The following is a 24,421-nucleotide window of genomic DNA, read 5'->3' on the forward strand; positions in this document are numbered from 1 at the left end:
GACAGCTCTTTTCGACTAATTTTCATCTACAACACCTGATAATACGCTTCATCATCGCGGCAATTCACGATTCTGCGCCGCTGCAAACTGCATATTTAACATTACATTAACCAATTAAGTTGTAAGCTTTACCACTTTTACTGGTCAAAGTGCTCTTTTACGAAAGTATAAATTTTAGTTATGCAAAATATCTGCAACCAACAACTGCTGAGTGAAAAATGCCGCAGACAGTTTCAGGTTTCAATGTAATAATCGGCGGCTAACAGGTAACCCTCAGAGAATGCGGTATTTGTATTCATTTTGCGCAAGGCGAAGGATTATTTTTATGAAGCTCAAGAACACCCTTCTGGCGTCAGCACTGATTTCCTTAACGACGCTGTCTGCTCAGGCAGCAACGGAACTGACACCGGATCAAGCTGCGGCTCTTAAACCGTTCGAACGCATTACTATCACCGGGCGTTTTAACGCCATTGGTGATGCGGTCGATGCCGTTTCGCGTCGTGCCGATAAAATGGGCGCTGCCTCTTTTTATGTTCTGGACACCAACGATGCCAGCGGCAGCGGTAACTGGCGCGTAGTTGCTGATGTATATCGTGCTGATGCCCCTAAAGCTGATAAAGTGTCTAATCGAGTGATCAATGGCGTCACTGAGTTACCGAAAGATCAAGCATATGCTCTTGAACCATACGATACCGTGACCATCCAGGGCTTTTATCGCAGCCAACCTGAAGTTAACGATGCGATCACCCGTGCCGCTAAACAAAAAGGTGCGGATTCGTTCTTTATTGTGCGCCAGGTTGATGCGAACTCCGGTGGTAACCAACGTATTACCGCTTTCATTTATAAAAAAGATGCGAAAAAACGTGTTCTGCAAAGCGCGGACGCGATTCCTGCTGACTCAGAAGCAGGTAAAGCAGCGCTGGCTGCTGGTGGTACTGCCGCTGCAAAAGTTGAGATTCCAGGTGTAGCAAGCTCCAGTACGCCAAGTTCTGATGTTGGTCGCTTCTTTGAAACACAAACAACCCAAGGCGGGCGTTACACCGTAACGCTGCCAGATGGCACTAAAATTCAGGAACTGAATAAAGTGACTGCCGCTCAAATGGTTCCATTTGATAGCGTGAAATTCACTGGCCACTATGGCAGCGGTACTGAAATTTCTTACCAGGTTGCCAAACGTGCGGCCAAGAAAGGTGCTAAGTACTACCACATCACCCGTCAATGGGACGAACGTGGCGGCAACATGACAATTAGCGCTGATTTGTATAAATAAGCGCAGCTTTTGTAGCAAAAGGGTGGATCTGCCACCCTTTTTTTATTTCCCGAGCATTTTATGGCTCATGTCATTGCAAGCAGCGTCTACACTCCGTAAAATTCCGCGCCTTAGTGTTACCCACCATTTTTATGCATAAAAGCATGATAATTATTCTGGGTCTTATTTGATTATCACGGGACTGCTATGGAAAAGAAGCTTGGCCTCGCCGCATTAACTGCATTGGTATTGAGTTCGATGCTCGGTGCTGGTGTATTTAGCCTGCCGCAAAACATGGCGAGTGTGGCCAGTCCCTCAGCATTACTGATTGGCTGGGCTATTACAGGTGCAGGGATTTTATTGCTGGCGCTGGCAATGTTGGTGCTAACCCGCCTACGGCCCGATCTGGACGGTGGAATATTCACTTATGCACGAGAAGGTTTTGGCGAACTGATCGGATTTTTCTCCGCATGGGGCTACTGGCTTTGCGCCGTGATCGCTAATGTCTCCTACCTGGTCATTGTTTTCTCCGCACTGAGTTTCTTCACTGATACACCAGAACTACGCCTGTTTGGTGATGGGAATACCTGGCAATCAATTATTGGGGCTTCGGTACTACTGTGGATGGTCCACTTCCTGGTACTTCGTGGAGTACAGACAGCGGCAAGTATCAATCTGGTTGCCACACTTGCGAAGTTATTACCGTTAGGTCTGTTTATCGTTCTCGCCGCTTTGGCCTTTAAACTTCATACCTTCACCCTTGATTTTAGCGGTATTGCGCTGGGTGTTCCCGTTTGGGAGCAGGTGAAGAACACCATGCTGATTACCCTGTGGGTATTTATTGGTGTTGAGGGTGCGGTGGTGGTTTCTGCTCGTGCGCGTAATAAAAATGATGTCGGGCGAGCAACACTTCTTGCTGTTATTGCGGCATTAGGCGTGTATCTGCTCGTAACATTGCTTTCGCTGGGGGTGATTGCCCGCCCGGAACTCGCCGGAATGCGCAATCCTTCAATGGCTGGATTGATGGTCGAAATGATAGGCCCTTGGGGTGAAGTCATTATTGCTGCTGGACTCATTGTTTCAGTGTGTGGTGCCTATCTGAGCTGGACTATCATGGCTGCAGAAGTACCCTATCTTGCAGCCACCCATAAGGCCTTCCCGAAAATTTTTGCTCGTCAAAACAAGAATAACGCACCGTCTGCTTCTTTGTGGCTTACTAATATTAGTGTGCAGATTTGCCTTGTGCTGATTTGGTTGACGGGTTCAGATTACAACACGCTGCTGACAATCGCTTCAGAGATGATTCTGGTTCCCTACTTCCTGGTTGGTGCCTTTTTACTAAAAGTCTCGACGCGGCCTGTACATAAAGCAATTGGCCTTGGTGCATGCATTTATGGCTTATGGTTGCTATATGCATCAGGTCCCATGCATTTATTGCTTTCGGTGGTACTGTATGCGCCAGGATTATTAGTCTTTATGTATACGCGCAGTACGCATACGCATGACATCAAACTTAACTTCAAGGAAAGATCAGTCATTTTCCTGATGCTAGTGGCTGCGTTTCCTGCAACATGGGTACTGGTAAAGTAAATCTCCAGAGAACAATAGCAAGGAGTCGTTGATGGATCGTCCCATTTTGATTACTGGTGCAGGTAAACGAATTGGCCTGGCACTGGCACGGCACTTTCTGGCCCAGGAGCAATCCGTCATCATCAGTTACCGTACCCGTTATCCAGCGGTTGATGAACTGGAACAGGCTGGGGCAACTTGCCTGTTCGCAGATTTTTCAACTAATCAGGGCATTGAGCAATTTGCCTTGAACGTAACACAGCATTGCAAAGGCCTGCGTGCCATTTTGCACAATGCCAGTGCCTGGCTTGCGGAATCTCCTCACTCATCACCGGCGCAAACGCTGGCTGAAATGCTACAAATCCACGTTAATACCCCCTACCTTCTCAATCATCTTCTTGAGCCGTTATTGCGTGGAGGTGGGCATTCCGGTGCCGATATTATTCATTTCACAGATTACGTTGTAGAACGTGGAAGCGATAAGCATATTGCCTATGCCGCCAGTAAAGCTGCACTTGATAATATGACTCGTTCGTTTGCCCGCAAACTGGCACCTGAAATCAAAGTGAATGCTATTGCTCCGGCAATGATCATGTTCAATGAGCACGATGATATCGAGTATCGGAAAGAAGCATTGAATAAATCATTGATGAAAATAGTGCCGGGCGAACAAGAAATAGTTGGGTTAGTCACTTACCTGTTAAACAGCAGTTACGTCACAGGGCGCACCCATTGCGTCGATGGCGGCAGGCCGCTTAGATAATTTTGTTTACCCTCGATTTATGGCATTAAAACCTTTTGCAGTGTATGTTTTCTTTTTGATCCAAAGTATCGGGCTATGAACAAAATCGTATATGTAGAAGACGATCCTGAAGTAGGAGCGTTAATTGCAGCTTACCTCGGTAAACATGACATTGACGTTATTGTTGAAAGCCGTGGTGATTGTGCTGAAGCAACCATTCATCAGCAGCGCCCTGACCTTGTCTTGCTCGATGTCATGCTCCCTGGCAAAGATGGTATGACATTGTGCCGTGACTTGCGCCCTCAGTGGGATGGCCCGATTGTGCTACTTACCTCCCTGGATAGCGATATGAACCACATATTGTCACTGGAGATGGGCGCTAACGACTATATCCTCAAAACTACGCCTCCAGCTGTTCTTCTGGCACGCTTACGCTTGCATTTACGCCAACGCGTTTCTGCACAACATACTGTTGAAAGCAGCCCTACAGCGCTTAAACCACACAAAGCTATGCGCTTTGGTGCGCTGTGCATTGACCCTGTCAACCGTCAGGTCACGCTAGGTTCAGAGAACATCACACTTTCCACTGCTGATTTCGATCTGCTTTGGGAACTGGCAACTCACGCAGGGCAAATTATGGATCGCGATGCGTTGCTTAAAAACTTGCGTGGGGTGACTTACGACGGCCTGGATCGTAGCGTCGACGTCGCTATTTCACGCCTGAGAAAGAAACTCTACGACAGTGCTACTGAACCGTTTCGTATCAAAACAGTGCGTAATAAAGGCTATTTGTTCGCCCCACATGCCTGGGAAAGCGAAGTTTAGATGCCGAGTATTTAACTTACTTAACGCTATAAATAACCGTTCATCGCATGAACGGTTATGCTGATTAAAGTACTTCCCTGCAAAATCCCTCCGAATATATTTCATTGCCTCACTGCGTTCGTTTTAACTCTGTACACTTATGTATAGAAATGTACATAACTAATATGGTAGATTTCTTTCTATACTTCTCTTTCAGTAATAAATCAGATTAATATTTCGCAAAAGCACTATTTTTATTATCACCATGTATTCGTTTTGTTACTTATGTGAATTCACAAAAATAATATTTCAACATGACTTGTGGGGAACAACCCCATAAATGTAGAAAAATAGCTATTTCACCTTACCCTTAACACCGGATAACTCAATTTGAAATTTAGTTATCTGTTTAAAAACACCATTATGAGCGTAATTGCTTCAGGTAATTTTGTGATAAAAGCGTGGCTACAAAACAATATTTTGCACCGTTTGAATAACAGTCAAATCAAGTTATTAAACAATCGCTATGCCCATGCCGTTATTGCCAGCACCATGGCTATAGTTCCCTTATCGATTGTTCGTGGCCTGGTTATCACCGCATCGGTACTTTGTGAAACCGCAGGTTTTAACCATGCAGCACTGTGGTTTATGCAGTTACAGATTGGTTTTTTAGCGCTCGCACCGCTGGTGATGAATATCTATGTTGCGGTTCACTGGGCCGTCAGAAACCGTCTGTCGCAAATATACTGTATTGCGTTAAGCATCAGTACATTAATGATTTTCCGGCGAATACTGGACGACAACGCACAATTTTTCCTGGATATCAGTATTCCTATGGCTTTGGCCTCTGGAATAATTGGTAATGTGTTGCAGGAAATCGTCAGTAAGAACATGTTAAAAGTTCGCCAATGGAAAGATAGCAATAACGTTACGATTGTATCATTTTTTGTTACGTTAATGATAATCGCCATATTCAGTAGCATTATAAAATTAGTGGCTGAAGCTGGCTTACATCATGCAATGAGTTTCTTTGAGCAACTGTCTCTTTATTTTTACCCCACTAATTTCCTGAATGGCATTTCATACGTCCTATTGCGCAGTGTTCCATGGTTCTTTGGTCTACACGGCTATTATCTATTTATGGACATTGATGTTGCCTTTACTGCTGCAGCAAAATTAAATATTAACGATTGGTATTCAGGACGCGGCGCACTCAACATTCTCAGCCCTGTCTTCTATGACATGTGGTGTAATTCCGGTGGCACAGGAAATACACTGAGTTTGGTAATCTGTATTTTAATGCAGAAAAATAGCCCACACCGCCGCCTGCTGACCATTGCCGGGCCAATGGCATTGTTTAACATCAACGAACCGCTAATTTTTGGTTTTCCGATTGTTCTCAACCCGGTAATGATTATTCCGTTCGTTCTGACGCCGTTAGTCTCTTATGTCGTGGCGTACGGCGCGACTTACTATAGTTTTATTCCGCGGATTACCGCAATCGTCAGTTGGTCTACACCAGGGCCTATCAAGGTGTGGTTGGCCAGCGGGGAATCCAGCGCCGCCGTAATGTTATACATTGCTCTTGTTGCTTTGGGCGTGGCCATTTATTACCCGTTTGTCAAAAGTACATTAAAACAAAAAAACACTGTAAATAATGACATGGACTTACTCACTGGTGAGGTGAAAATCAGCCAACCGACTAACATTGAGATGGTGCCTAACTACAATCATGTTGTAGAAGAATACAGCCACCTTGAAGCGCAGAGACAAATAGAGAAACTGCAAACCAGCGGCCAATTCATCCTATTTTTCCAGCCGCAGGTACGGTTATCTGACAATAAAATCTTCGCCGTCGAGGTTTTAATTCGCCATCAGGACGACAACGGAAAGATCACGCCGCCAACATTCCTGAAATATTATGAGCGAGCCGGTCTGATGCCGGAGGTAGATTTTTGGGTAATGGAAAACGCACTGGACTACGTCAGAGAAAATATGTCTGAAACAGAGGGGATGACTCTTTCGGTCAATATTTCTCCACAGACATTAGTCGACTATCGACTCCTGCATATTGTGAACAAGGTGCTGGCCAAACCATTACCTGCTGGCTGGAGTCTTGAGTTTGAGATAACAGAATCACAGAAGGTTCAGGAACCCGTACGTGTCGCAGAAGTGATGGAAAAGTTGCGCAACCTCGGTATCAAAATCGCCCTTGATGATTTTGGTTCGGGATATTCGACGCTGCATTATTTGACACGCTATCCACTGGATAAGATAAAGCTCGATAGATCGATGGTTCTCGGCCTGGCCAAGCCGGATGGGTTTAGCTTCTTGCAACAGGTAGTTAAATTATGCATGGTTGTTCAGTGTGAAATCCTCATCGAAGGTGTTGAAACCGAGCAGGAACTAGAATTAGTGAAGATGGCTGGCATTGAGTTGTGCCAGGGTTTCTTGTTCCACCGCCCTTTACCGGGAAAAGTTGTGTGCCAACTTCTGGCGGAGCAGCACAAGATGGAAATGCAGCCAGGTCATTTTCTGCCTGAGGTTGAAGCGATAGTTTAAGCCACCATTATCATTAAATACCGCACTTATACACGCCAGATATTGTCAGCAGGGGCAAACCCTGCTTTCATACCCTGCCAGATGGGGTATGAAAATTCTGAAATGACATCACTCATATCCCCATAGCGCTCCTGTACAGCAGGAGCCAGTATCCAGATACGCAATAATCCGGTGATCTTCATTGAAAAAGTTATTTATTCAATTCTATCTTTTGCTGTTCGTCTGCTTTTTGGTGATGACCATGCTGGTTGGCCTGGTGTACAAATTCACCGCCGAACGAGCAGGCCGCCAGTCGCTGGATGATTTGATGAAAAGCTCGCTGTATTTAATGCGTAGCGAGTTGCGAGAAATTCCTCCCCGCGACTGGAACCGCACCATTAAAGATCTCGACCTGAATTTATCTTTTAAGCTGCACATTGAGCCAATGGATAAATTCAAGCTTGATGAGATGAACATGCATCACCTACGCGCAGGTGAAATTGTCGCCCTCGATGATGAATACACGTTTATCCAACGCATTCCTCGCAGCCACTATGTTCTGGCAGTCGGGCCAATCCCCTATCTCTTTTTCTTACACCAAATGCGCTTACTGGACGTCGCACTGATGGCGTTTATTGCGATTTCCCTCGCCTTCCCGGTATTTATCTGGATGCGACCGCACTGGAAGGACATGCTCAAACTGGAAACGGCGGCGCAAAGATTAGGGCAAGGTCATCTTGATGAGCGTATTCATTTCGACAGTGCCTCAAGTTTTGAGCGTCTGGGCGTCGCGTTTAACCAGATGGCCGATAGCATTAATGCGCAAATTGCGAGTAAGAAGCTCCTGATTGACGGAATTGCTCATGAACTGCGTACACCATTAGTCCGCTTACGTTATCGTCTTGAGATGAGTGATAATCTTACGGAAGCGGAATCACTGGCGCTAAACCGCGACATTGGGCAACTGGAAGCATTAATTGAGGAGTTGTTAACCTACGCGCGTCTGGATCGCCCGCAAACTGAGTTACAACTGGCGAGTGTGAACGTTCCTCGCTGGCTTGATGAGCACATTGCTGACGTCCGAATTATTCACTCGCATCTCGATATCTTGTTGGATACCCCACCTGGCGGCAATTTTGGATTGATTGACCTGCGCCTGATGGAACGTGTGACAGATAACCTGGTCAACAACGCACTGCGTTACAGCAAAGAGAACTTACGTATTAGCCTGTGGCTTGATGGACAAACCGCGATTTTGCAGGTGGAAGACGACGGCCCCGGTATACCAGCAGAAGAACGTGAGCGGGTATTTGAACCATTTGTTCGCCTGGACCCGAGTCGCGACCGCGCTACCGGTGGCTGTGGTCTTGGGCTGGCGATTGTGCATTCTGTCGCAACCGCCATGGAAGGTTCTGTGGTCGTTGATAGCGGTGCCCTGGGCGGTGCTCGTTTTCGATTTAGCTGGCCAATTAAAACTGAATCCGCAATGTCGCTAGCCTCTATCAGGCCAAGCCGCTAAAAACCACATTGTCTCCTGCCTGACTATGACAGCACTGGTGGTCAGGCTCATCTCCTTGTGTTATAAACACATAATAGTATGTTGTAACTAAAGTGATGGCGAAATGACAAAATATGATTTGATTGAGCGCCTTAACAGTACATTTCGTGAGCTCGAGCGAGATCTGCATCTGTTCAGTGAACAACTCGACAGCTACAGATTATTAGTTGGCCGTGTCTTTCAATTGCCTACGGTTTATAAAGGTAATGAACATGATGCGATAAGCAAAATCGAGGTGACACAGCGACTTGGTAGAGAAGCACATCAGTACACCCTCTCCCACTTCACTCATTTGTTTATCCAGCAGCAATCCGAGAAAACCAGTAGCAAAGCCGCGGTGCGCCTGCCTGGTGCCGTTTGCTATCAGGTTGACGAAACCGCCCGTCACCAGACTCAAATCCTGGTTGAACGCATTAACCAACGTAAGCAGGAGCTTGAAAACATTATCAGCGTGGAGTCGGGACTGCCCAGTGTGCAGCGCTTTGAGTGGGTTCACCGCCAGCTTCCAGGGCTTATCACCCTAAATGCTTACCGCTCTATTACACTGTTGGAAAACCCTACTACGTTGAATTTTGGTTGGGCAAATAAACAAATCATCAAGAATTATTCACGTAGAGAAGTTATTGAAATACTTGAAAAGAGCCTCAAAGCGAACCGTGCTGTACCGCCCTATACCCGTGAACAATGGGCAGAGCAAATTACCCGCGAGCTCAATTCCATTTCAAGCCTTTCAGATAACGTACGCCTGAAGATTAAACGCCCGGTAAAAGTACAACCAGTCGCCCGCGCCTGGTATCAGGAGCATAAAAAACAGGTACAACATGCCTGCCCGTCCCCTCTGGTGGTGCTGTGTAATCGTGACAATGGCGAAATACCACCGGAGATGGGTGAGTTATTAAATTATGATGCGGAGAATATTCGCCATCGCTATAAGCCGGATGCGCAACCGCTACGGCTGGTCATTCCGCGCCTGCATTTGTACTGCGAGGAGTAAATGCAGGCGCGTCGAACTTACTGTTTCATACTACCAACCATCTCTTCTGGCCGCACCCAGGCATCAAACTCGTCTTCGCTTAGATAGCCGAGTTTCAGCGCCGAAGCCTTCAAAGTCAGCCCTTCTTTATGGGCTTTCTTGGCAATTTCTGCTGCTTTGTCATAACCAATATGCGTATTGAGTGCCGTAACCAGCATCAGTGATTCATTCAGTAATTGCGTAATGCGGTCGCGATTCGGCTCAATACCCACGGCACAATGTTCGTTGAAACTTTCCATGCCATCGGCCAGCAAACGCACTGATTGCAGGAAGTTATGAATCACCATCGGACGATATACGTTCAGCTCAAAGTTGCCGGATGCGCCCCCCATATTCACCGCGACATCATTGCCCATCACCTGACAGCACAGCATCGTCATGGCTTCGCACTGGGTTGGATTGACCTTTCCAGGCATGATTGAGCTACCGGGTTCGTTCTCAGGAATGGCTATTTCACCAATCCCGCAGCGCGGGCCGGAAGATAACCAGCGCACATCATTGGCGATTTTCATTAACGACGCCGCAAGCCCTTTTAGGGCACCATGCGAATGAACCAGCGCATCACAGGTCGCCAGCGCTTCGAATTTATTCGGCGCAGTGATAAACGGCTGCCCGGTAATTTCAGCCAGTTCTTTAGCGACGCGCACTGCGTATTCCGGGTGGGTATTCAGCCCGGTTCCAACAGCCGTACCGCCTAATGCCAGTTCCGCAATATGTTGCAGGCTGTTTTCAACATGCCTGAGATTATGTTCCAGCATTGCCACCCAACCGGAAATCTCCTGGCCCAGGGTAAGTGGGGTTGCGTCTTGTAAGTGGGTACGGCCAATTTTAACGATGTCACGGAAGGCTTCCGCTTTACCCTGCAATGTCTCTCTTAATACGTTTAGCTGCGGGATAAGTTGTTCGCGAACCGCAATGACAGCAGCAACGTGCATCGCCGTTGGGAAAACGTCATTCGAACTTTGGCTCTTATTTACATCGTCGTTTGGATGAACTTTTCGTTCCATGCCGCGCACGCCGCCGAGGATTTCACTCGCCCGGTTTGCCAACACTTCGTTCATATTCATATTGCTCTGTGTACCTGAGCCGGTTTGCCAGATAGCCAGCGGGAACTCGTCGGGATGTTTGCCTTCCAGCACTTCATCAGCCGCCTGAATAATAGCCGTTCCGCGCTCTGATGCCAGCAAACCCAAATCCATATTGACCTTTGCGGCAGCTCGCTTAGTTAATGCCAGCGCGTGAATCAGCGCCGTGGGCATTTTTTCGGTGGAAATACGGAAGTGCTCAAGTGAACGCTGAGTTTGCGCGCCCCACAGTTTATCTGCCGGGACGTCGATCGGGCCCATTGAGTCTTTTTCACTACGACTGGATGCCATTTCATTCTCCTTTGAGCTAAAAAAACCGCCCAGGTGGGCGGCTTGAGTGTCTTACTTCACGCATCGTGTACATTGTGAGGCGTGTATTTTCTGGAAGAAGTCGTTGCCCTTATCATCCACCAGAATAAAGGCCGGGAAGTCTTCAACTTCGATCTTCCAGATGGCTTCCATACCTAATTCCGCATATTCGACGCAATCAAGGCTCTTGATGCTCTGCTGCGCCAGAACCGCCGCTGGGCCGCCGATACTACCAAGATAGAAACCGCCATGTTTATGGCAGGCATCCGTCACTTGCTGGCTACGGTTGCCTTTTGCCAACATCACCATGCTGCCCCCGTTGGCTTGTAATAAGTCAACATAGGAGTCCATACGCCCGGCAGTCGTTGGCCCAAGCGAACCTGATGCATAACCATCTGGCGTTTTAGCTGGCCCCGCGTAATATACCGGGTGATCTTTGATGTATTGCGGCAAACCTTCACCGTTATCGATACGTTCTTTGAGTTTAGCGTGGGCGATGTCACGCGCCACAATTATCGTGCCGCTTAAAGAAAGGCGAGTTGAAACAGGGTACTGCGACAGTTGTTTCAGGATCTCACTCATCGGGCGATTCAGATCGACTTTAACTGCCTCACCTTCACCCGCCTGACGCAACTCTTGCGGGATAAATTTCCCAGGGTTGTGTTCGAGCTTTTCGATCCAGATGCCGTCACGGTTGATCTTCGCTTTGATATTGCGATCCGCAGAACATGAAACACCCATGCCAATCGGGCATGAAGCACCGTGACGCGGCAAGCGCACAACGCGAATATCGTGAGCGAAGTACTTACCGCCAAACTGTGCGCCAAGGCCAAGATTCTGAGCCTCTTTCAACAACTCTTCTTCAAGTTGTACATCGCGGAATGCCTGGCCATGTTCGTTACCTTCGGTTGGCAGCCCGTCGTAATATTTGGTTGAAGCGAGTTTTACGGTTTTAAGCGTCGCTTCAGCCGATGTACCGCCAATCACAAACGCCACATGATACGGTGGGCACGCGGCAGTACCGAGGCTACGCATTTTATCGACAAGGTAATCTTTAAGACGGCCCGGACTCAGCAGTGCCTTCGTTTCCTGATACAGATAGGTTTTGTTCGCTGAACCGCCACCTTTGGCGATACAGAGGAATTTGTATTCAGCGCCATCAACACTGTAAAGGTCGATTTGCGCAGGCAGGTTAGTGCCGGTATTGACCTCTTTGTACATATCCAGCGCTGCGTTTTGCGAGTAGCGCAGGTTATCTTCAATAAAGGTGTTATAGACGCCTCGTGACAGCGCTTCTTCATCACCACCGCCGGTCCAGACGCGCTGGCCTTTTTTACCCATGATAATTGCCGTGCCGGTATCCTGGCAGGTTGGCAAAATACCTTTTGCAGCGATTTCAGAGTTACGCAGGAATTGCAGCGCGACATACTTATCATTTTCGCTGGCTTCAGGATCATTGAGGATATCGGCGACTTGTTGCTGGTGCGCCGGGCGTAACATAAACGAGGCATCGTGGAAGGCGTGTTTGGCAAGTAACGTGAGGGCTTTAGGATCTACTTTCAGGACTTCCTGCCCTTCGAACTCGGATACTGAAACATAATCGCTGCTTAGCAGGTAATACTCAGTTTCATCTTTTTTTAACGGGAACGGCTCTTGATAATGAAAGGCTTTATTCGACATTGTTCTCTCACTTACGACATCAGCTACGTTAGTTTTATCTTTTAGCGCAAGACCAGTTGCTGCGTTAACAATACAGACCACAATATGCTACACAATTTTTTAACAAAAACTGAGACTAGTACGACTTTTTACTCCCCTGGTTACTTCATCTCAGATAATTGGTTTAATAGTCTCAACTTTGTCTAGATTACAACAGGGTCTAATAATGCAAAAACTCATTAACTCAGTACAAAACTATGCTTGGGGAAGTAAGACTGCGTTAACAGAACTTTACGGCGTGAAAAATCCAGATAACTTGCCAATGGCAGAGTTATGGATGGGTGCTCACCCTAAAAGCAGTTCGAAAATTCTTGATAATGGCCAGCAGCATTCATTGCGTGACGTGATTGATGCAAACAAGCCTGCGTTGTTGGGTAAGGCCGTTGCAGAGCGTTTTGGTGAGCTACCTTTTCTCTTCAAAGTGCTGTGTGCCGATCAACCTCTTTCCATTCAGGTCCATCCAAATAAAAAAGCTTCTGAATTGGGGTTCGCTAAAGAGAACGCAGCAGGCATTCCATTAGATGCCGCCGAACGTAACTACAAAGATCCAAACCACAAACCAGAACTGGTGTTCGCACTTACCCCCTTCCTGGCAATGAACGCGTTCCGTGAATTTAGCGATATCGTCTCTTTGCTCCAGCCAGTTTCTGGCGCACACCCTGCCATTGCTCATTTCTTACAAGAGCCAAATGCCGAACGTTTATCACAGCTTTTCGCAAGCCTCCTGAATATGAAAGGCGATGAGAAATCTCTGGCCCTCGGCGTGTTGAAAGCGGCTTTGAATAATCAACAAGGCGAGCCGTGGGAAACCATTCGCGTGATTTCTGAGTTTTACCCCGACGACAGTGGCTTATTCTCGCCACTGCTGTTGAACGTGGTGAAATTACAACCGGGCGAAGCAATGTTCCTGTTTGCAGAAACCCCGCACGCTTACCTTAAAGGTGTGGCTCTTGAGGTGATGGCGAACTCGGATAACGTTCTGCGCGCAGGACTCACGCCAAAATACATCGACATTCCTGAACTGGTCGCAAACGTTAAGTTTGAGCCAAAACCTGCAGCTCAATTGCTGACTCAGCCTGAGAAGAATGGCAATGAACTGGACTTCCCTATTCCGGTTGATGACTTCGCCTTCTCGTTGCACGATCTCAGCACTCAGCAGGTTGAGCTTGCCCAGCCAAGTGCGGCCATTGTGTTCTGCACTGAAGGTGAAGCGATTTTAAGCAAAGACCAGCAGCAACTGACTCTTAAACCCGGTGAATCTGCATTTATTTCTGCGGCTGAGTCGCCGGTATCAATCAGCGGTGTAGGTCGTGTTGCACGCGTGTTCTCTAAAATCTGAGTTTAAAGCAACTTACTGATCTTTTTGGGTAGGATTGCTAAGCTGTGTAGAATCAGTTTCTTCAATGCCCATGGGCATTTCAATCATCTGCCGGAGGACTACCGGCAGATGCACTTAATATGGACTACGACAGAATGAAAAAATCACTGGTTGCAGTAGGTGTTATTGTTGCTTTGGGTGTGGTGTGGACGGGTGCAGCCTGGTACACCGGTAAACAGCTCGAAGGCCGTATGGCGGAGATGATCAGCAATGCTAATACCGAGTTGAATAAAGCCTCGCCCGAAGCTGGCTTGACGCTGGGCTACCAGGATTATCATCGTGGTCTGTTCAGCAGCACCATGCAGTTAGTCATCAAACCAACCGCAGGAATGACAAGCGCGATCCTTAAGCCTGACCAAACTATCGTATTTAACGAAACCATTGATCATGGCCCATTCCCGTTCGCACAACTGAAAAAATTCAATCTGTTGCCTTCCATGGCGTCAGTTCATACCACTTTGATGAATAATCCAACCACTAAGCCATTGTTTGATATTGCTAAAGGTCAGTCCTTTATTGATGCCCAAACGCGTATTGGCTATAGCGGTGACACCTCTTCTGATATCAACTTGCAGCCACTGAATTATGAAAATGGCGAGCAAAAAGTTGCCTTTAGCGGTGGTGAGTTCAAGGCTGATGTCGATGGTCAGGGTGATAAAATCGCCGTGAGTGGTGAAGCACAAAGCGGCCTGGTCAATACCGTCAATGAATACGGTCAGCACGTACAGATAACTTTCAACGGTATCAAAACCGAAGGTAACAGTACTCGTAGTGAATTTATCGAGCGTATTGGTAGCCAGAAAGCCTCTATCGACAAGTTAGCTATTTCCATCGAAGGCAAAGAAATGGCCGTTGTGGAAGGTTTTAACATCAACGCCAAATCTGAACTTCAGGAAGATAAAAAACATCTTTCTGGCCAAATCGATTACGCACTTAATTCTCTGAAAGTACAGAATAAAGATATGGGTAGCGGCAAGCTAACGCTCAAAGTCGGTAATCTTGACGGGGCAGCAGTACGCGAGTTTAGCCAGAAATATAATGCTGAGTCGCAAAAACTGCTGGCAGATCCTGCATTTTCACAGAATCCAGAAGCTTATCAGCAGCAAATTGTTGAGCTCTTTGCCGCCAACCTGCCGTTGCTGTTAAAAGGTGATCCAGTGATTACCGTTGCACCGTTAAGCTGGAAAAATGCCAAAGGCGAAAGCAGCTTTAATCTCTCTTTGTTCCTGAAAGACCCGGCGCAATCAACGGGTGAACCAAAAACTCCGGAAGAACAGCTCAACCGCGTGGTGAAATCTCTCGATAGCAAACTGGTTATCCCGGTAGATATGGCGACCGAATTGATGACGCAAGTTGCACAGCTTGAAGGCTACCAGCCTGCCGAAGCAGCTAAACTTGCCGAGCAGCAAATCAAAGGCCTGGCCGCAATGGGCCAAATGTTCCGCGTGACCACTATGGAAGACAATAATGTGGTTTCCAGCCTGCAGTACTCCAACGGTCAGGTCACGCTGAACGGCCAGAAAATGGCACTGGGCGATCTGTTAGGAATGTTTGGTATGCCAACTATTGGTGAGCCAGAAGCAGCCCCGGTACCAGAACCAGAAACACCTGCTGTGCCAGAAGCGCCTGCGGTTCCTCAACAGTAATTGTGAGCGCATGAAGTTTGTCATCCGTCTGAAGCCTCCCTTTAGGGAGGCTTTTTAACTTTTTCTCACCACTAATCGTGCCGGCATAATCTGACTGAGTGCACTGATATCACCTTGTTGCGTACGTTGCAGGATACGCTGCCCGGCCATACGGCCTATCTCACGAGCAGGTGTTGAAACCCAGGTTAATGGCAAGTCATCGAGTTCATCGTCCATCACTTCAGCGAAAGCTGCCAGTGCCACATGGCGATCATAGTAGCTGTCAATACTCCCCTCACCGCTTTGTCGTCCTGCGCGCAGTAAACCAAACCATGCCCCCATCGCCACAGTGCTGTTATGGCAGAGCACAGCTGTAATTGTTGGGTTGTGCTGTAGAAGTGTGGTGATAGCATCCGCCGCTTTTTTCTGACTCGGCTCGCATTCGATTATCCACTCACTGTGGAATGGCAAGCCGTATTGCAGAAGCGTGGAACAATAACCACCGACGCGCTCGGCGCGAGTCAAAGAGGCACCATCGCCACCGAGCCAGGCAATGCGTTGGTGCCCCCGCTTGATCAAATGTTCGGTGACAAGCTGAGCGGCCTGCATATTATCAGGCCTGATAATATCGGCCTCATCGAGATAGCTCGCGCGAGAGGCAAATACCAGGGGTAAATTTTTCTGTTGCGCAATGGTACGCATATCCGCCCCCTGTCCCGCCGCACCGGCGACAATAATGCCATCCACTCCTTGTGCAACTAACATGTCAAAGCAACGCTGCATATGCTGCCCCTGCGCGCCACTTTGGGTCAGGAAGAGTAGCTTGCTCTGCTTTTCAAGTTCATCCGTTAAACCTGCAGTGAGCTCGGCATAAAAAGGATTGCATAGATCACGCACGATCAACCCAATAACCCCGCTCTGGCCACCACGTAATGAAACGGCTTGACGATTACGCACGAATCCTAATTTTTCTATGGCTTCATTCACGCGCAATCCGGTCGCTGGTGAAATGCGCCCTTTGCCACTGAGAACCAGAGAAACTGTCGTAACAGAAACCCCAGCTGCTTCAGCGACTTCATTAATTGTTATTTTCTTTTCCTGAGTCGTCATTAGGCCGACGGACCCTCCATGAAACAAAATTTAGGGATAAAACGTTTAACCTGATATGAAGTATTAAGCACTCTGGTGAGCTTTAGATCTGTGAACTACAGCGCAATAAAGGTTGGTAAAACGTTTTATCATCCGCTTCGTTCTGTACCACCACTCATCTATCAACCAGGGTTTAAGGAGTCGTTATGGCGGCTAATACACCACAAAAAATTACGCTTTGGGAGTTTTTTCAAAACCTTGGCAAAACCTTTATGTTGCCCGTGGCGCTTTTGTCGTTCTGCGGCATCATGCTCGGCATCGGGAGTTCGCTCAGTAGCCACGATGTCGTAACTCTGCTTCCAGCATTAGGTAATCCTGTTTTACAGCTAATTTTCACCTGGATGGGGAAAGTTGGCTCATTTGCTTTTAGCTTCCTGCCAATTATGTTCTGTATCGCAATCCCGCTTGGGCTTGCGCGTGAAAACAAAGGTGTAGCGGCATTTTCCGGTTTTGTCGGTTACGCGGTAATGAACCTTGCAGTGAATTTCTGGCTGACGGCTAAAGGCATTTTACCGACAACAGATGCCGCCATCCTGAAAGCAAACAACATCCAAAATATTCTTGGTATTCAATCTATTGATACCGGTATTTTGGGTGCAGTGATTGTCGGTGTGATTGTATTCCTGCTGCATGAGCGTTTCCATAATGTACGCTTGCCTGATGCGCTGGCATTCTTCGGAGGTACGCGCTTTGTACCGATTATAACGACGCTGGTCATGGGTATTGTTGGCCTGGTGATCCCGCTGATTTGGCCTGTATTTGCCGCAGGGATCAACGCGCTGGGCAATATGATCAACAGCGCGGGTATATTTGGGCCAATGATCTTCGGTACCGGCGAACGTCTGTTACTGCCATTTGGGTTGCACCACATTCTGGTTGCTCTGATCCGCTTTACTGAAGCTGGCGGCACTATGGATGTTTGCGGCCACAGTGTCAGCGGTGCATTAACCATCTTCCAGGCTCAGCTAAGCTGCCCGAGCGTTCATGGTTTCTCCGAAAGTGCTACTCGCTTCTTGTCACAAGGTAAGATGCCTGCCTTTCTGGGCGGTTTACCGGGTGCCGCTTTAGCCATGTACCACTGTGCTCGTCCTGAAAACCGCCACAAAATTAAAGGCCTGTTGATTTCCGGCGTTATTGCTTGTGTCATCGGTGGCACGACTGAACCACTGGAATTCCTGTTCCTGTTTGTGGCTCCTGTTCTGTATCTCATTCATGCCCTGTTAACCGGCCTTGGTTTTACCATCATGGCGGTATTAGGTGTCACTATCGGGAACCCTACAGTAAATTACCCCTCATTGAACGGGAGGTAAGAAAACAACCTCCTGAATCTGAATAGAATCAAGGGGTTAAAAATGGCTACTAACGCAATCATCCGCAAAAACGAACTCTCCTCCCTTCTCGAAGTTGCACAGCACGCACTGAACGAAGTTTCTAAGGGAAAACCGATGAAACAGTTCAAAGCGGTACTGGGTATCGTGTGCCGTCTGCGTACTGACTTCATCGCCGCTGTTTCTCAGATCATCGAGAAAATCAAAACCGAACTGACCGACGTTATGCACGATGTGAACGCGGTAAACGGTGAAGTAGTCACCCCCGAAGTAAAAGTTACGCGCTCCCCTGTTTCCGTTCTGGTTCACTGGTCTGAATCGTCAGTGTTCAAAGATGAGGAACAGGTTTACACCTTCGCCGATTTTGAACGCCTCGCGAAAGATGCCGCGATTTGTAACGGCAACGTAATCGACAACGGTTATTCAAAAACGAAAGTTACCGTTGCTTTGGTGAACGATATCACCGGATGTACTGAAAGCTACGGTTGCCGCCTGGATCTGGCTTTGGGTGATGTTGTTGGATTCCGCGACCACGCACAGCAAATGATCCGCTACCACGAAACCGCAGAGGGGGCGGCGTATCACAAAGCTATCGGGTTGGTATCACACGTCGAGTTCCTCAAAACGATTAACTGGGGGGTGTGATGCAAGCTAAACGCCGTGCGGGGTTGATGCCCCGCTACCACTGGTTGATTTTTATCTTGTTGGTGCTTGTGTGCTGTATTGAGATTATTTAATCACCAAACTGGTTGTACCAGTGATAATTAGCTGAAATTAATACTCGAAATATCAGATCAATATCATCGGAAAAACGTGATCTAAAACACTATTTCAATAATATTGATATATATAATTCCCGACCTCTTAGCGATGCTATGAAATATAGTAACCATTTATTTAAAGGTTAAGGGATTGCCGTTTTTAAACCATGTTAAACCTAACCAAAAAGGAAATTAAGTTATGAATAAATTTACACTAGCTGTATTGGTTTCTGTGTTGTCATTAACTGGTTGTGTATCACCAGAACAACAGAAAGCCGCTAATGATGCGCGTAATTACATTGTGGCTAACAGTCCAATTAAAGCAACATCAAAAGAGCAATGTGATTTAATGTGGCAACGTACCCAATATTTCATTACCCGTAATGCAGGAATGAAACTACAAATCGTTACTGATACAGCGATTGAAACTTATAACGCTGACCCTAATAAAATGGGTGTTGCAACTGGTTCCGCTATTCGTCTATTTTCATCGAAAGAATCGTGTGAAATTGAACCAACCATTTCATACAACCTATACGGGCCACAACTGGACGTAATTAAAACCGCCGAAATGATTAAATTTATCAAACAGGCGTAAAGAAATGCGCAAATACCCAATGTCTGATTTTTATATTGTCGTGATATCTGGTGTTATCTTTGGAGTTATCGCAGCAATAATTGGTTAACTGATTCACCCTGATTTATTGATTTAACCATGTAGCAATTTTAAGCCCCTGGCATGGGGGCTACACCAAACACATTTAAATTTTGTCAAATAGGATATTTGAAATGAAAGCTGTTAAGTCTCTGGTTACTGTTGCTGTTCTTTCTTCTTTATCTGTTAACGCTTTTGCGAATGATTATTTTATTTCTGCCGCTGATGTTGCTGAAAAAAACATGAATAACGAATCGTTCGTGGTTGTTAATGGTAGCGAATGTTACAACGGTAATTGCATGGGGGCACAGACTAATAACCGTGTTGATATGACTAAGGTCACTAATGATCTTACTGATGCCTTAGCAGGAGTAACGGCAGCACAGGACACCGCGAACTCAGCTAAAGCGGATGCTTCAAGTGCTGTTGATATGGCTCAAGAAGCTAAGAACGCAGCCGCCGCAGCAGCCGCAGACATTGAAGCAGCAAAAACCAGCGCGATTAACGCCGCTTCTGAAGCAAAAACAGCAAACGAGTTAGCTGGTATCGCAGCAGCCGCAGCGACTACAGCAGGTAATAAAGCTGATGCAATAGATTCGAAAGTGAATGAAATTGCATCAAATGCTGATTTAGCTTTGAGTACAGCGGATCAAGGGTTGTCTCTTGCACAGGAAAACGTAACAAAGATTGCTGATGTTGATAGCAAGGCTGATGCAGCGTTGGAAGCATCACAGACCGCCGTTAACCAAGCGACCGAAGCAGGTAATAAAGCTGATGCAGCCGTAGCCGCAGCAGAGGCGGCAGATACCAAAGCAGATAACGCATTGAATCAGGCCAGTACAGCGAGTGAAACCGCTACAGCAGCAGATACAAAAGCAGATCAAGCGCTTCATCAATCTGGGTTGTTAGGCGACCGTGTGAACGCTACCGAATCTAGCATTACGGATATCAAAAACCGCTTAGATAGTATTTCCACAGCAGGTGTTGATCTGACCGATGTTAACGAAGGGATTGCAGCTAATACCGCAGCAGTAGCAGACGCAACAATCAAAGCAGATGCCGCAGGTACTAAAGCTGATGTTGCAGCCAACAAAGCTCAAAGCGCTTTAGACGTGGCAAACTCAACAGCGGGTAAAGTAGATGCAGCACAAACGACAGCAACAGAGGCGCACGACCTGGCGACTACTGCAAACCAAACAGCTACAGCCGCAGCAGGTGAAGCAGCCGCAGCAACCGCAGCCATTAGCACAATTTCGAACGCTGTAGCGAATAAAGCGGATAAAGCGGATGTTGATACCGCTCACTCAAAAGCAGATCAGATCAATCAGATTCTTCATGGTTCACCGTCTACCCTCGCAACGGATTCCACTGGCGATATCGGGCTGATTGCGAAGGTTGATCAGAACAGCACAGATATTGCTGTTGTTTCTAACCAAGTTTCAAACATTGTGACTTCTGTTAACGAAGCCGCAAATCAGGCAGCAACCGCAGTAACTAAGGTGGATGCAGTAGACGTTAAAGCAACTGTTGCAGATTCCAAAGCGACTACAGCACATGCCACAGCAACCGCAGCACAGATTAAGGCACAGGACGCAAGCCATAAAGCTGATGCAGCACACAGCACAGCACAAACGGCGCATGGTGTAGCGTTGACGGCTTCAAGCATTGCTTATTCAGCACATGACCGCATTGATCAAACCAATCAGGTTGTAAGCGGGTTCGACGGTCGAATCACAAGTGTTGAATCTGATGTTAAAAGCATGAATCAGAACTTCACCGACCTGAAAGCGAAAGTTGAACGCGACAACAAGAAACTGAAAGGCGGCGTTGCAGGTGTTGCGGCAATGGCATCAATCCCAACAATTGCAGGTGAAAAATTCTCTTTAGGTGCTGGCGTTGGCGGTTTCGCTGGTGCTCAAGCAATCGCAGTAGGCGCACAGTTCAACGTTAACAGCCGTGTAGCTCTCAAAATGAATGTAGCAACTACCACTAGTACAGAAGTTACTTACGGTGCTGGTGTGGCACTCGGATTTTAATTAATAACCACTCATTTTAATTCACGCCCCCAATAACGGGGGCAACACAACAAGGTATATAAAATGCACTATATGAAACCAGAACACGTTTTAAATTTCTTCACTATGTTTACGCGCCCTACTTCTACCGTTGAATTTAACGTTAATGATACAAACGCTGTATTAATGATGGTTGAAGATGATAACGAAGTATCCGCAGCTACTTTAATTTCAATCCACGAAAACGCAGAAGATGCAAACACCGCTAAAGGTGTATATGAATCAGCGTTTAAAATCTATCGCGAAGGTATCGCAACAATGAGCAATGAAGATTCACACCAGTATATTTTAACCACCCAGGAAAAAGACATGAACGAAAAAATCAAAATTCAAATGACTCTTGAAGATGCTATTGTATTTTCTAATTCAACCGCCTCTGTAAATGATAGTAATGAACTGTTAATTACTGTTGAACGCAACGGCGTTACTGAAACAAAAATTATTTCAAGCCACGCAACCGCAGAAGAAGCACTTGCAGAAAAAGCAGCACATGAAAAAATAATTGCTGATTTCAAAAATCAAGTTGTGAATCAATAAAACTTATCAGAGGGGGTTAGAAATAGCCCCCTTTTAGATAAGTTGAATTGAAAAGGAAATTTCAAGTGATAGTTAGAGTTCAATCAAAACCTGATAACTTTCCGTTAATTTTAGATGAGTCCCGTTTTTTATTACGTCACCTGAAACAAATGCATAATAAAGGTATTGAAGGGTTTCAACACCGGATTGAATTTGTTTTGGTTAAGGGCAACACGTATCACAAAATCATAAAACAATTCCGCAACAAGCAAACGCTGGAACTCGCATCGTTAACTAAGTTGCATGGGTATATTGACAATAAAGGAAATTTATATAACGACCGCAAAATGATTCGAGGTAATATTCATCTACCAGAGCGCGGGATCAATTGTTTGTCGCACGATGGTTACTTGCTATGAGGTAAAATTATGAAAGAAAAGCCGCGCTTGTATTCGTATGTACGTTTTTCAAGCGAGCGCCAAGCGACAGGAAACAGCCTGGAACGTCAGAAAGATTCTATTGCAAACATGGTTAAGCAGGTTGCAATAGATCACGACCTCGAAATTTTCGAAGAATACGAAGATTTCGGGGTTTCTGCATTCAAGGGTAAAAACATTTCCGAAGGTGGAGCACTTGCAGAGTTTATAAAGCATGTGGATTCAGGGAAGGTTCCGAAAGGTTCTTTTCTCCTGATTGAATCGTTAGACCGATTCAGCCGCGCTAACGCTATGTTAGCTGTGAACCTGTTCACTAGCCTGTTGCTAAAGGGGATCGTAGTCGTCACTGGTATTGATAAGCAGGTGTACCAGCAAACGGAAGTTAACAACGACACTATGCAACAGCTTATGTTTAGTGTGATGTTGTTCAGTCGTGCTAACGAGGAATCATCCACCAAATCTAAGCGAACCATATCGAGCGCCCTTGCAAAGATTAAGCGCCACCAGAAACGCAAGCCAGGCGATCCGGTTGTAGCAATCACCGAATTGGGTACTGATAAATTTTGGACTGATTCAAGTTCTGGTTATGTTGAACCTCATCCGGTGTTTTATCCCATTGCTCAACACATGATCCAAATGAAACGCGATGGTTGGTCAAACCGCATGATGTTGCGCTATCTGAAAGACAACTACCCCGCCCCGAAGAAGCTCACAAAGCTATCAAAAGGCGAATGGAATATTCAGCATTGTTCACGGATTTTAAGCCCTGCCATCTACGGGCAAAAAATAATCAGTGTGAACGAGCAAGAATTTGTACTTGATGATTATTATCCCGCGATTATTACCAAGGCTGAGTATGAAGATCTTTCAGTTCAGGTTGGTAATCGTGGGTTCACTAAAGATAAAAATCCTGATATCCCGTTGTTGTCTGGTATCGGCATTTTGTACTGTGGGCATTGCGGCACACATATGTACAAAATGAAATCATCGATTGCAAAACAACCCAACGCATACCGTTACGTTTGCGGATCGCGTGATTACCACCTGAACTGTTCAAAGTGGGGCTTTAGGGCTGATACGTTGGAAAGCGCCCTTTTACAGCTAATAGCGGATCGGGTATTCGTGCAGAATGATAAGCCCAAGCACTCAGGGGTTGAAAATCAGATATCCGAATTGGACGAACAGATCGCTAACTACCTAGTTGCTATCGGTACAGCAAAATCACCAGCGATGATCAATAACCTGACCGCGCTGATTGATAAGTTGGAAAACGAAAAAGCAGAACTGGTTAAGCAAAAACGGCTTCATGATGAATCTATCGTAAGAATGAATCTTGAAGGTTGGGACAAATTCCGCGATTTCGACGTATCAGACATTTACAACATCGAGCGGTTAAAGATTCGCGCCAGTATCAAAACCGTTGTTCAGCGTATCGAGTGCAAGCGTTTACCAGATCCGAAACATACTCTGTTTAACGTCCTGTATCGCGACCAGAGAACACAACGGATCGTGATTAAGGCCAACACTAGTTACAAATCGGGTTGTGTCTATGTGGATGCAACGACGATTAACGACCGCCAGTTTATGGAGTCGTGGGGGCTGATTATGCACAGTTTCATTGATGTGCTGATCGATCCCGAAGGTTTCGCCCGTAAGTGCGAGGAACTGCAAGAGCGTGTACGCAATACGCGAACGATCATTTCTGAACTTGAGGACGAGGACGGCGAACCAGAGCCACGCCCCGCTTTCACCGGAATTGTTAAACCCGTTAGCGTTGGTGAGTCATTCGCAACTATTGACGGTATTCAGTACAAAGTTGATTCAATGGAACATCTTGAAGAATTGCTGAAAGAAAAAGGTGTGTTAAGTTAAAATCAAAGCCTCTGGG

General features: G+C 46.6%; 17 protein-coding genes and 1 pseudogene. 15 read left to right on the top strand and 3 right to left on the bottom strand.

Features of this window, described 5'->3' with window-relative positions:
• Nucleotides 1-325: 325 nt before the first annotated feature.
• From ydgH to tus, 7 genes are all read left to right on the top strand, one after another.
• Entirely contained in the window at nt 326-1,270 is a 945-nt protein-coding gene (ydgH, locus tag IX31_RS03400) for a DUF1471 family protein YdgH (RefSeq protein ID WP_034455752.1), read from the top strand.
• Nucleotides 1,271-1,456: 186 nt separating this feature from the next.
• Nucleotides 1,457-2,839, top strand: coding sequence for an amino acid permease (locus IX31_RS03405; RefSeq protein ID WP_034455753.1), 1,383 nt, complete (start codon nt 1,457-1,459; stop codon nt 2,837-2,839).
• A 31-nt stretch (nt 2,840-2,870) separates the two neighbouring features.
• Nucleotides 2,871-3,581: a dihydromonapterin reductase gene (gene folM, locus IX31_RS03410; protein ID WP_034455754.1), complete on the top strand. Its 711-nt coding sequence runs from the start codon at nt 2,871-2,873 to the stop codon at nt 3,579-3,581.
• Between the two features lie 75 nt (nt 3,582-3,656).
• A complete protein-coding gene (gene rstA, locus IX31_RS03415; RefSeq protein WP_034455755.1) occupies nt 3,657-4,385 on the top strand; it encodes a two-component system response regulator RstA in 729 nt (242 codons plus the stop codon).
• Between the two features lie 531 nt (nt 4,386-4,916).
• Entirely contained in the window at nt 4,917-6,926 is a 2,010-nt protein-coding gene (locus IX31_RS03420; protein ID WP_338390763.1) for an EAL domain-containing protein, read from the top strand.
• A 181-nt stretch (nt 6,927-7,107) separates the two neighbouring features.
• The gene (rstB, locus tag IX31_RS03425) at nt 7,108-8,424 is read left to right on the top strand and encodes a two-component system sensor histidine kinase RstB (RefSeq protein ID WP_034455757.1); all 1,317 of its coding nucleotides are present in this window, start codon (nt 7,108-7,110) and stop codon (nt 8,422-8,424) included.
• A 103-nt stretch (nt 8,425-8,527) separates the two neighbouring features.
• Nucleotides 8,528-9,457: a DNA replication terminus site-binding protein gene (gene tus / locus IX31_RS03430; protein WP_034455758.1), complete on the top strand. Its 930-nt coding sequence runs from the start codon at nt 8,528-8,530 to the stop codon at nt 9,455-9,457.
• 17 nt (nt 9,458-9,474) lie between these two features.
• On the opposite strand, the gene fumC is transcribed toward tus, so the two are convergent.
• A complete protein-coding gene (gene fumC, locus IX31_RS03435; RefSeq protein ID WP_034455759.1) occupies nt 9,475-10,872 on the bottom strand; it encodes a class II fumarate hydratase in 1,398 nt (465 codons plus the stop codon).
• A 51-nt stretch (nt 10,873-10,923) separates the two neighbouring features.
• Nucleotides 10,924-12,570: a class I fumarate hydratase FumA gene (gene fumA / locus IX31_RS03440; RefSeq protein ID WP_034455760.1), complete on the bottom strand. Its 1,647-nt coding sequence runs from the start codon at nt 12,568-12,570 to the stop codon at nt 10,924-10,926.
• Nucleotides 12,571-12,775: 205 nt separating this feature from the next.
• Here fumA and manA point away from each other — a divergent pair, with 205 nt between their 5' ends.
• Entirely contained in the window at nt 12,776-13,948 is a 1,173-nt protein-coding gene (gene manA / locus IX31_RS03445; protein ID WP_034455761.1) for a mannose-6-phosphate isomerase, read from the top strand.
• A gap of 134 nt (nt 13,949-14,082) precedes the next feature.
• Nucleotides 14,083-15,633, top strand: coding sequence for a YdgA family protein (locus IX31_RS03450; protein WP_034455762.1), 1,551 nt, complete (start codon nt 14,083-14,085; stop codon nt 15,631-15,633).
• A gap of 54 nt (nt 15,634-15,687) precedes the next feature.
• Here IX31_RS03450 and IX31_RS03455 read toward each other — a convergent pair whose 3' ends face one another.
• Nucleotides 15,688-16,722 carry a Mal regulon transcriptional regulator MalI gene (locus IX31_RS03455; RefSeq protein ID WP_034455763.1) on the bottom strand — a complete coding sequence of 345 codons (1,035 nt, stop codon included), beginning with the start codon at nt 16,720-16,722 and terminating at the stop codon, nt 15,688-15,690.
• Between the two features lie 185 nt (nt 16,723-16,907).
• Between IX31_RS03455 and malX the strand changes: the two are divergent.
• The 6 genes and pseudogenes from malX to IX31_RS03490 form a co-directional block, all read left to right on the top strand.
• Nucleotides 16,908-18,047: pseudogene (gene malX, locus IX31_RS03460) on the top strand (PTS maltose transporter subunit IICB); the annotation flags it as partial.
• A gap of 66 nt (nt 18,048-18,113) precedes the next feature.
• Nucleotides 18,114-18,734, top strand: coding sequence for an LPD25 domain-containing protein (locus IX31_RS22010; protein WP_051880506.1), 621 nt, complete (start codon nt 18,114-18,116; stop codon nt 18,732-18,734).
• Nucleotides 18,735-19,049: 315 nt separating this feature from the next.
• Nucleotides 19,050-19,448 carry a hypothetical protein gene (locus IX31_RS03470; protein WP_034455764.1) on the top strand — a complete coding sequence of 133 codons (399 nt, stop codon included), beginning with the start codon at nt 19,050-19,052 and terminating at the stop codon, nt 19,446-19,448.
• A gap of 191 nt (nt 19,449-19,639) precedes the next feature.
• Nucleotides 19,640-21,541, top strand: a complete 1,902-nt coding sequence (locus IX31_RS22015; RefSeq protein WP_051880508.1) for a YadA-like family protein — start codon at nt 19,640-19,642, stop codon at nt 21,539-21,541.
• Between the two features lie 63 nt (nt 21,542-21,604).
• Nucleotides 21,605-22,117, top strand: coding sequence for a hypothetical protein (locus IX31_RS03480; RefSeq protein ID WP_034455765.1), 513 nt, complete (start codon nt 21,605-21,607; stop codon nt 22,115-22,117).
• A 407-nt stretch (nt 22,118-22,524) separates the two neighbouring features.
• Nucleotides 22,525-24,405, top strand: coding sequence for a recombinase family protein (locus tag IX31_RS03490; protein WP_051880512.1), 1,881 nt, complete (start codon nt 22,525-22,527; stop codon nt 24,403-24,405).
• The last annotated feature ends 16 nt before the right edge of the window (nt 24,406-24,421 follow it).

The sequence above is a fragment of the Buttiauxella noackiae genome (assembly GCF_000737905.1).
In the GTDB taxonomy this organism is placed as follows: domain Bacteria; phylum Pseudomonadota; class Gammaproteobacteria; order Enterobacterales; family Enterobacteriaceae; genus Buttiauxella; species Buttiauxella noackiae.

Excerpts from the sequence above, each read along its gene's own strand:
- IX31_RS22015 (WP_051880508.1), top strand. The coding sequence starts at position 19,640 with ATGAAAGCTGTTAAGTCTCTGGTTACTGTTGCTGTTCTTTCTTCTTTA.
- IX31_RS03455 (WP_034455763.1), bottom strand. The coding sequence starts at position 16,722 with ATGACGACTCAGGAAAAGAAAATAACAATTAATGAAGTCGCTGAAGCA.
- ydgH (WP_034455752.1), top strand. The coding sequence starts at position 326 with ATGAAGCTCAAGAACACCCTTCTGGCGTCAGCACTGATTTCCTTAACG.
- IX31_RS03450 (WP_034455762.1), top strand. The coding sequence starts at position 14,083 with ATGAAAAAATCACTGGTTGCAGTAGGTGTTATTGTTGCTTTGGGTGTG.
- fumC (WP_034455759.1), bottom strand. The coding sequence starts at position 10,872 with ATGGCATCCAGTCGTAGTGAAAAAGACTCAATGGGCCCGATCGACGTC.
- IX31_RS03480 (WP_034455765.1), top strand. The coding sequence starts at position 21,605 with ATGCACTATATGAAACCAGAACACGTTTTAAATTTCTTCACTATGTTT.
- folM (WP_034455754.1), top strand. The coding sequence starts at position 2,871 with ATGGATCGTCCCATTTTGATTACTGGTGCAGGTAAACGAATTGGCCTG.
- fumA (WP_034455760.1), bottom strand. The coding sequence starts at position 12,570 with ATGTCGAATAAAGCCTTTCATTATCAAGAGCCGTTCCCGTTAAAAAAA.
- IX31_RS03420 (WP_338390763.1), top strand. The coding sequence starts at position 4,917 with ATGGCTATAGTTCCCTTATCGATTGTTCGTGGCCTGGTTATCACCGCA.
- rstA (WP_034455755.1), top strand. The coding sequence starts at position 3,657 with ATGAACAAAATCGTATATGTAGAAGACGATCCTGAAGTAGGAGCGTTA.
- IX31_RS03405 (WP_034455753.1), top strand. The coding sequence starts at position 1,457 with ATGGAAAAGAAGCTTGGCCTCGCCGCATTAACTGCATTGGTATTGAGT.
- IX31_RS03470 (WP_034455764.1), top strand. The coding sequence starts at position 19,050 with ATGAATAAATTTACACTAGCTGTATTGGTTTCTGTGTTGTCATTAACT.
- tus (WP_034455758.1), top strand. The coding sequence starts at position 8,528 with ATGACAAAATATGATTTGATTGAGCGCCTTAACAGTACATTTCGTGAG.
- IX31_RS22010 (WP_051880506.1), top strand. The coding sequence starts at position 18,114 with ATGGCTACTAACGCAATCATCCGCAAAAACGAACTCTCCTCCCTTCTC.
- IX31_RS03490 (WP_051880512.1), top strand. The coding sequence starts at position 22,525 with ATGAAAGAAAAGCCGCGCTTGTATTCGTATGTACGTTTTTCAAGCGAG.
- manA (WP_034455761.1), top strand. The coding sequence starts at position 12,776 with ATGCAAAAACTCATTAACTCAGTACAAAACTATGCTTGGGGAAGTAAG.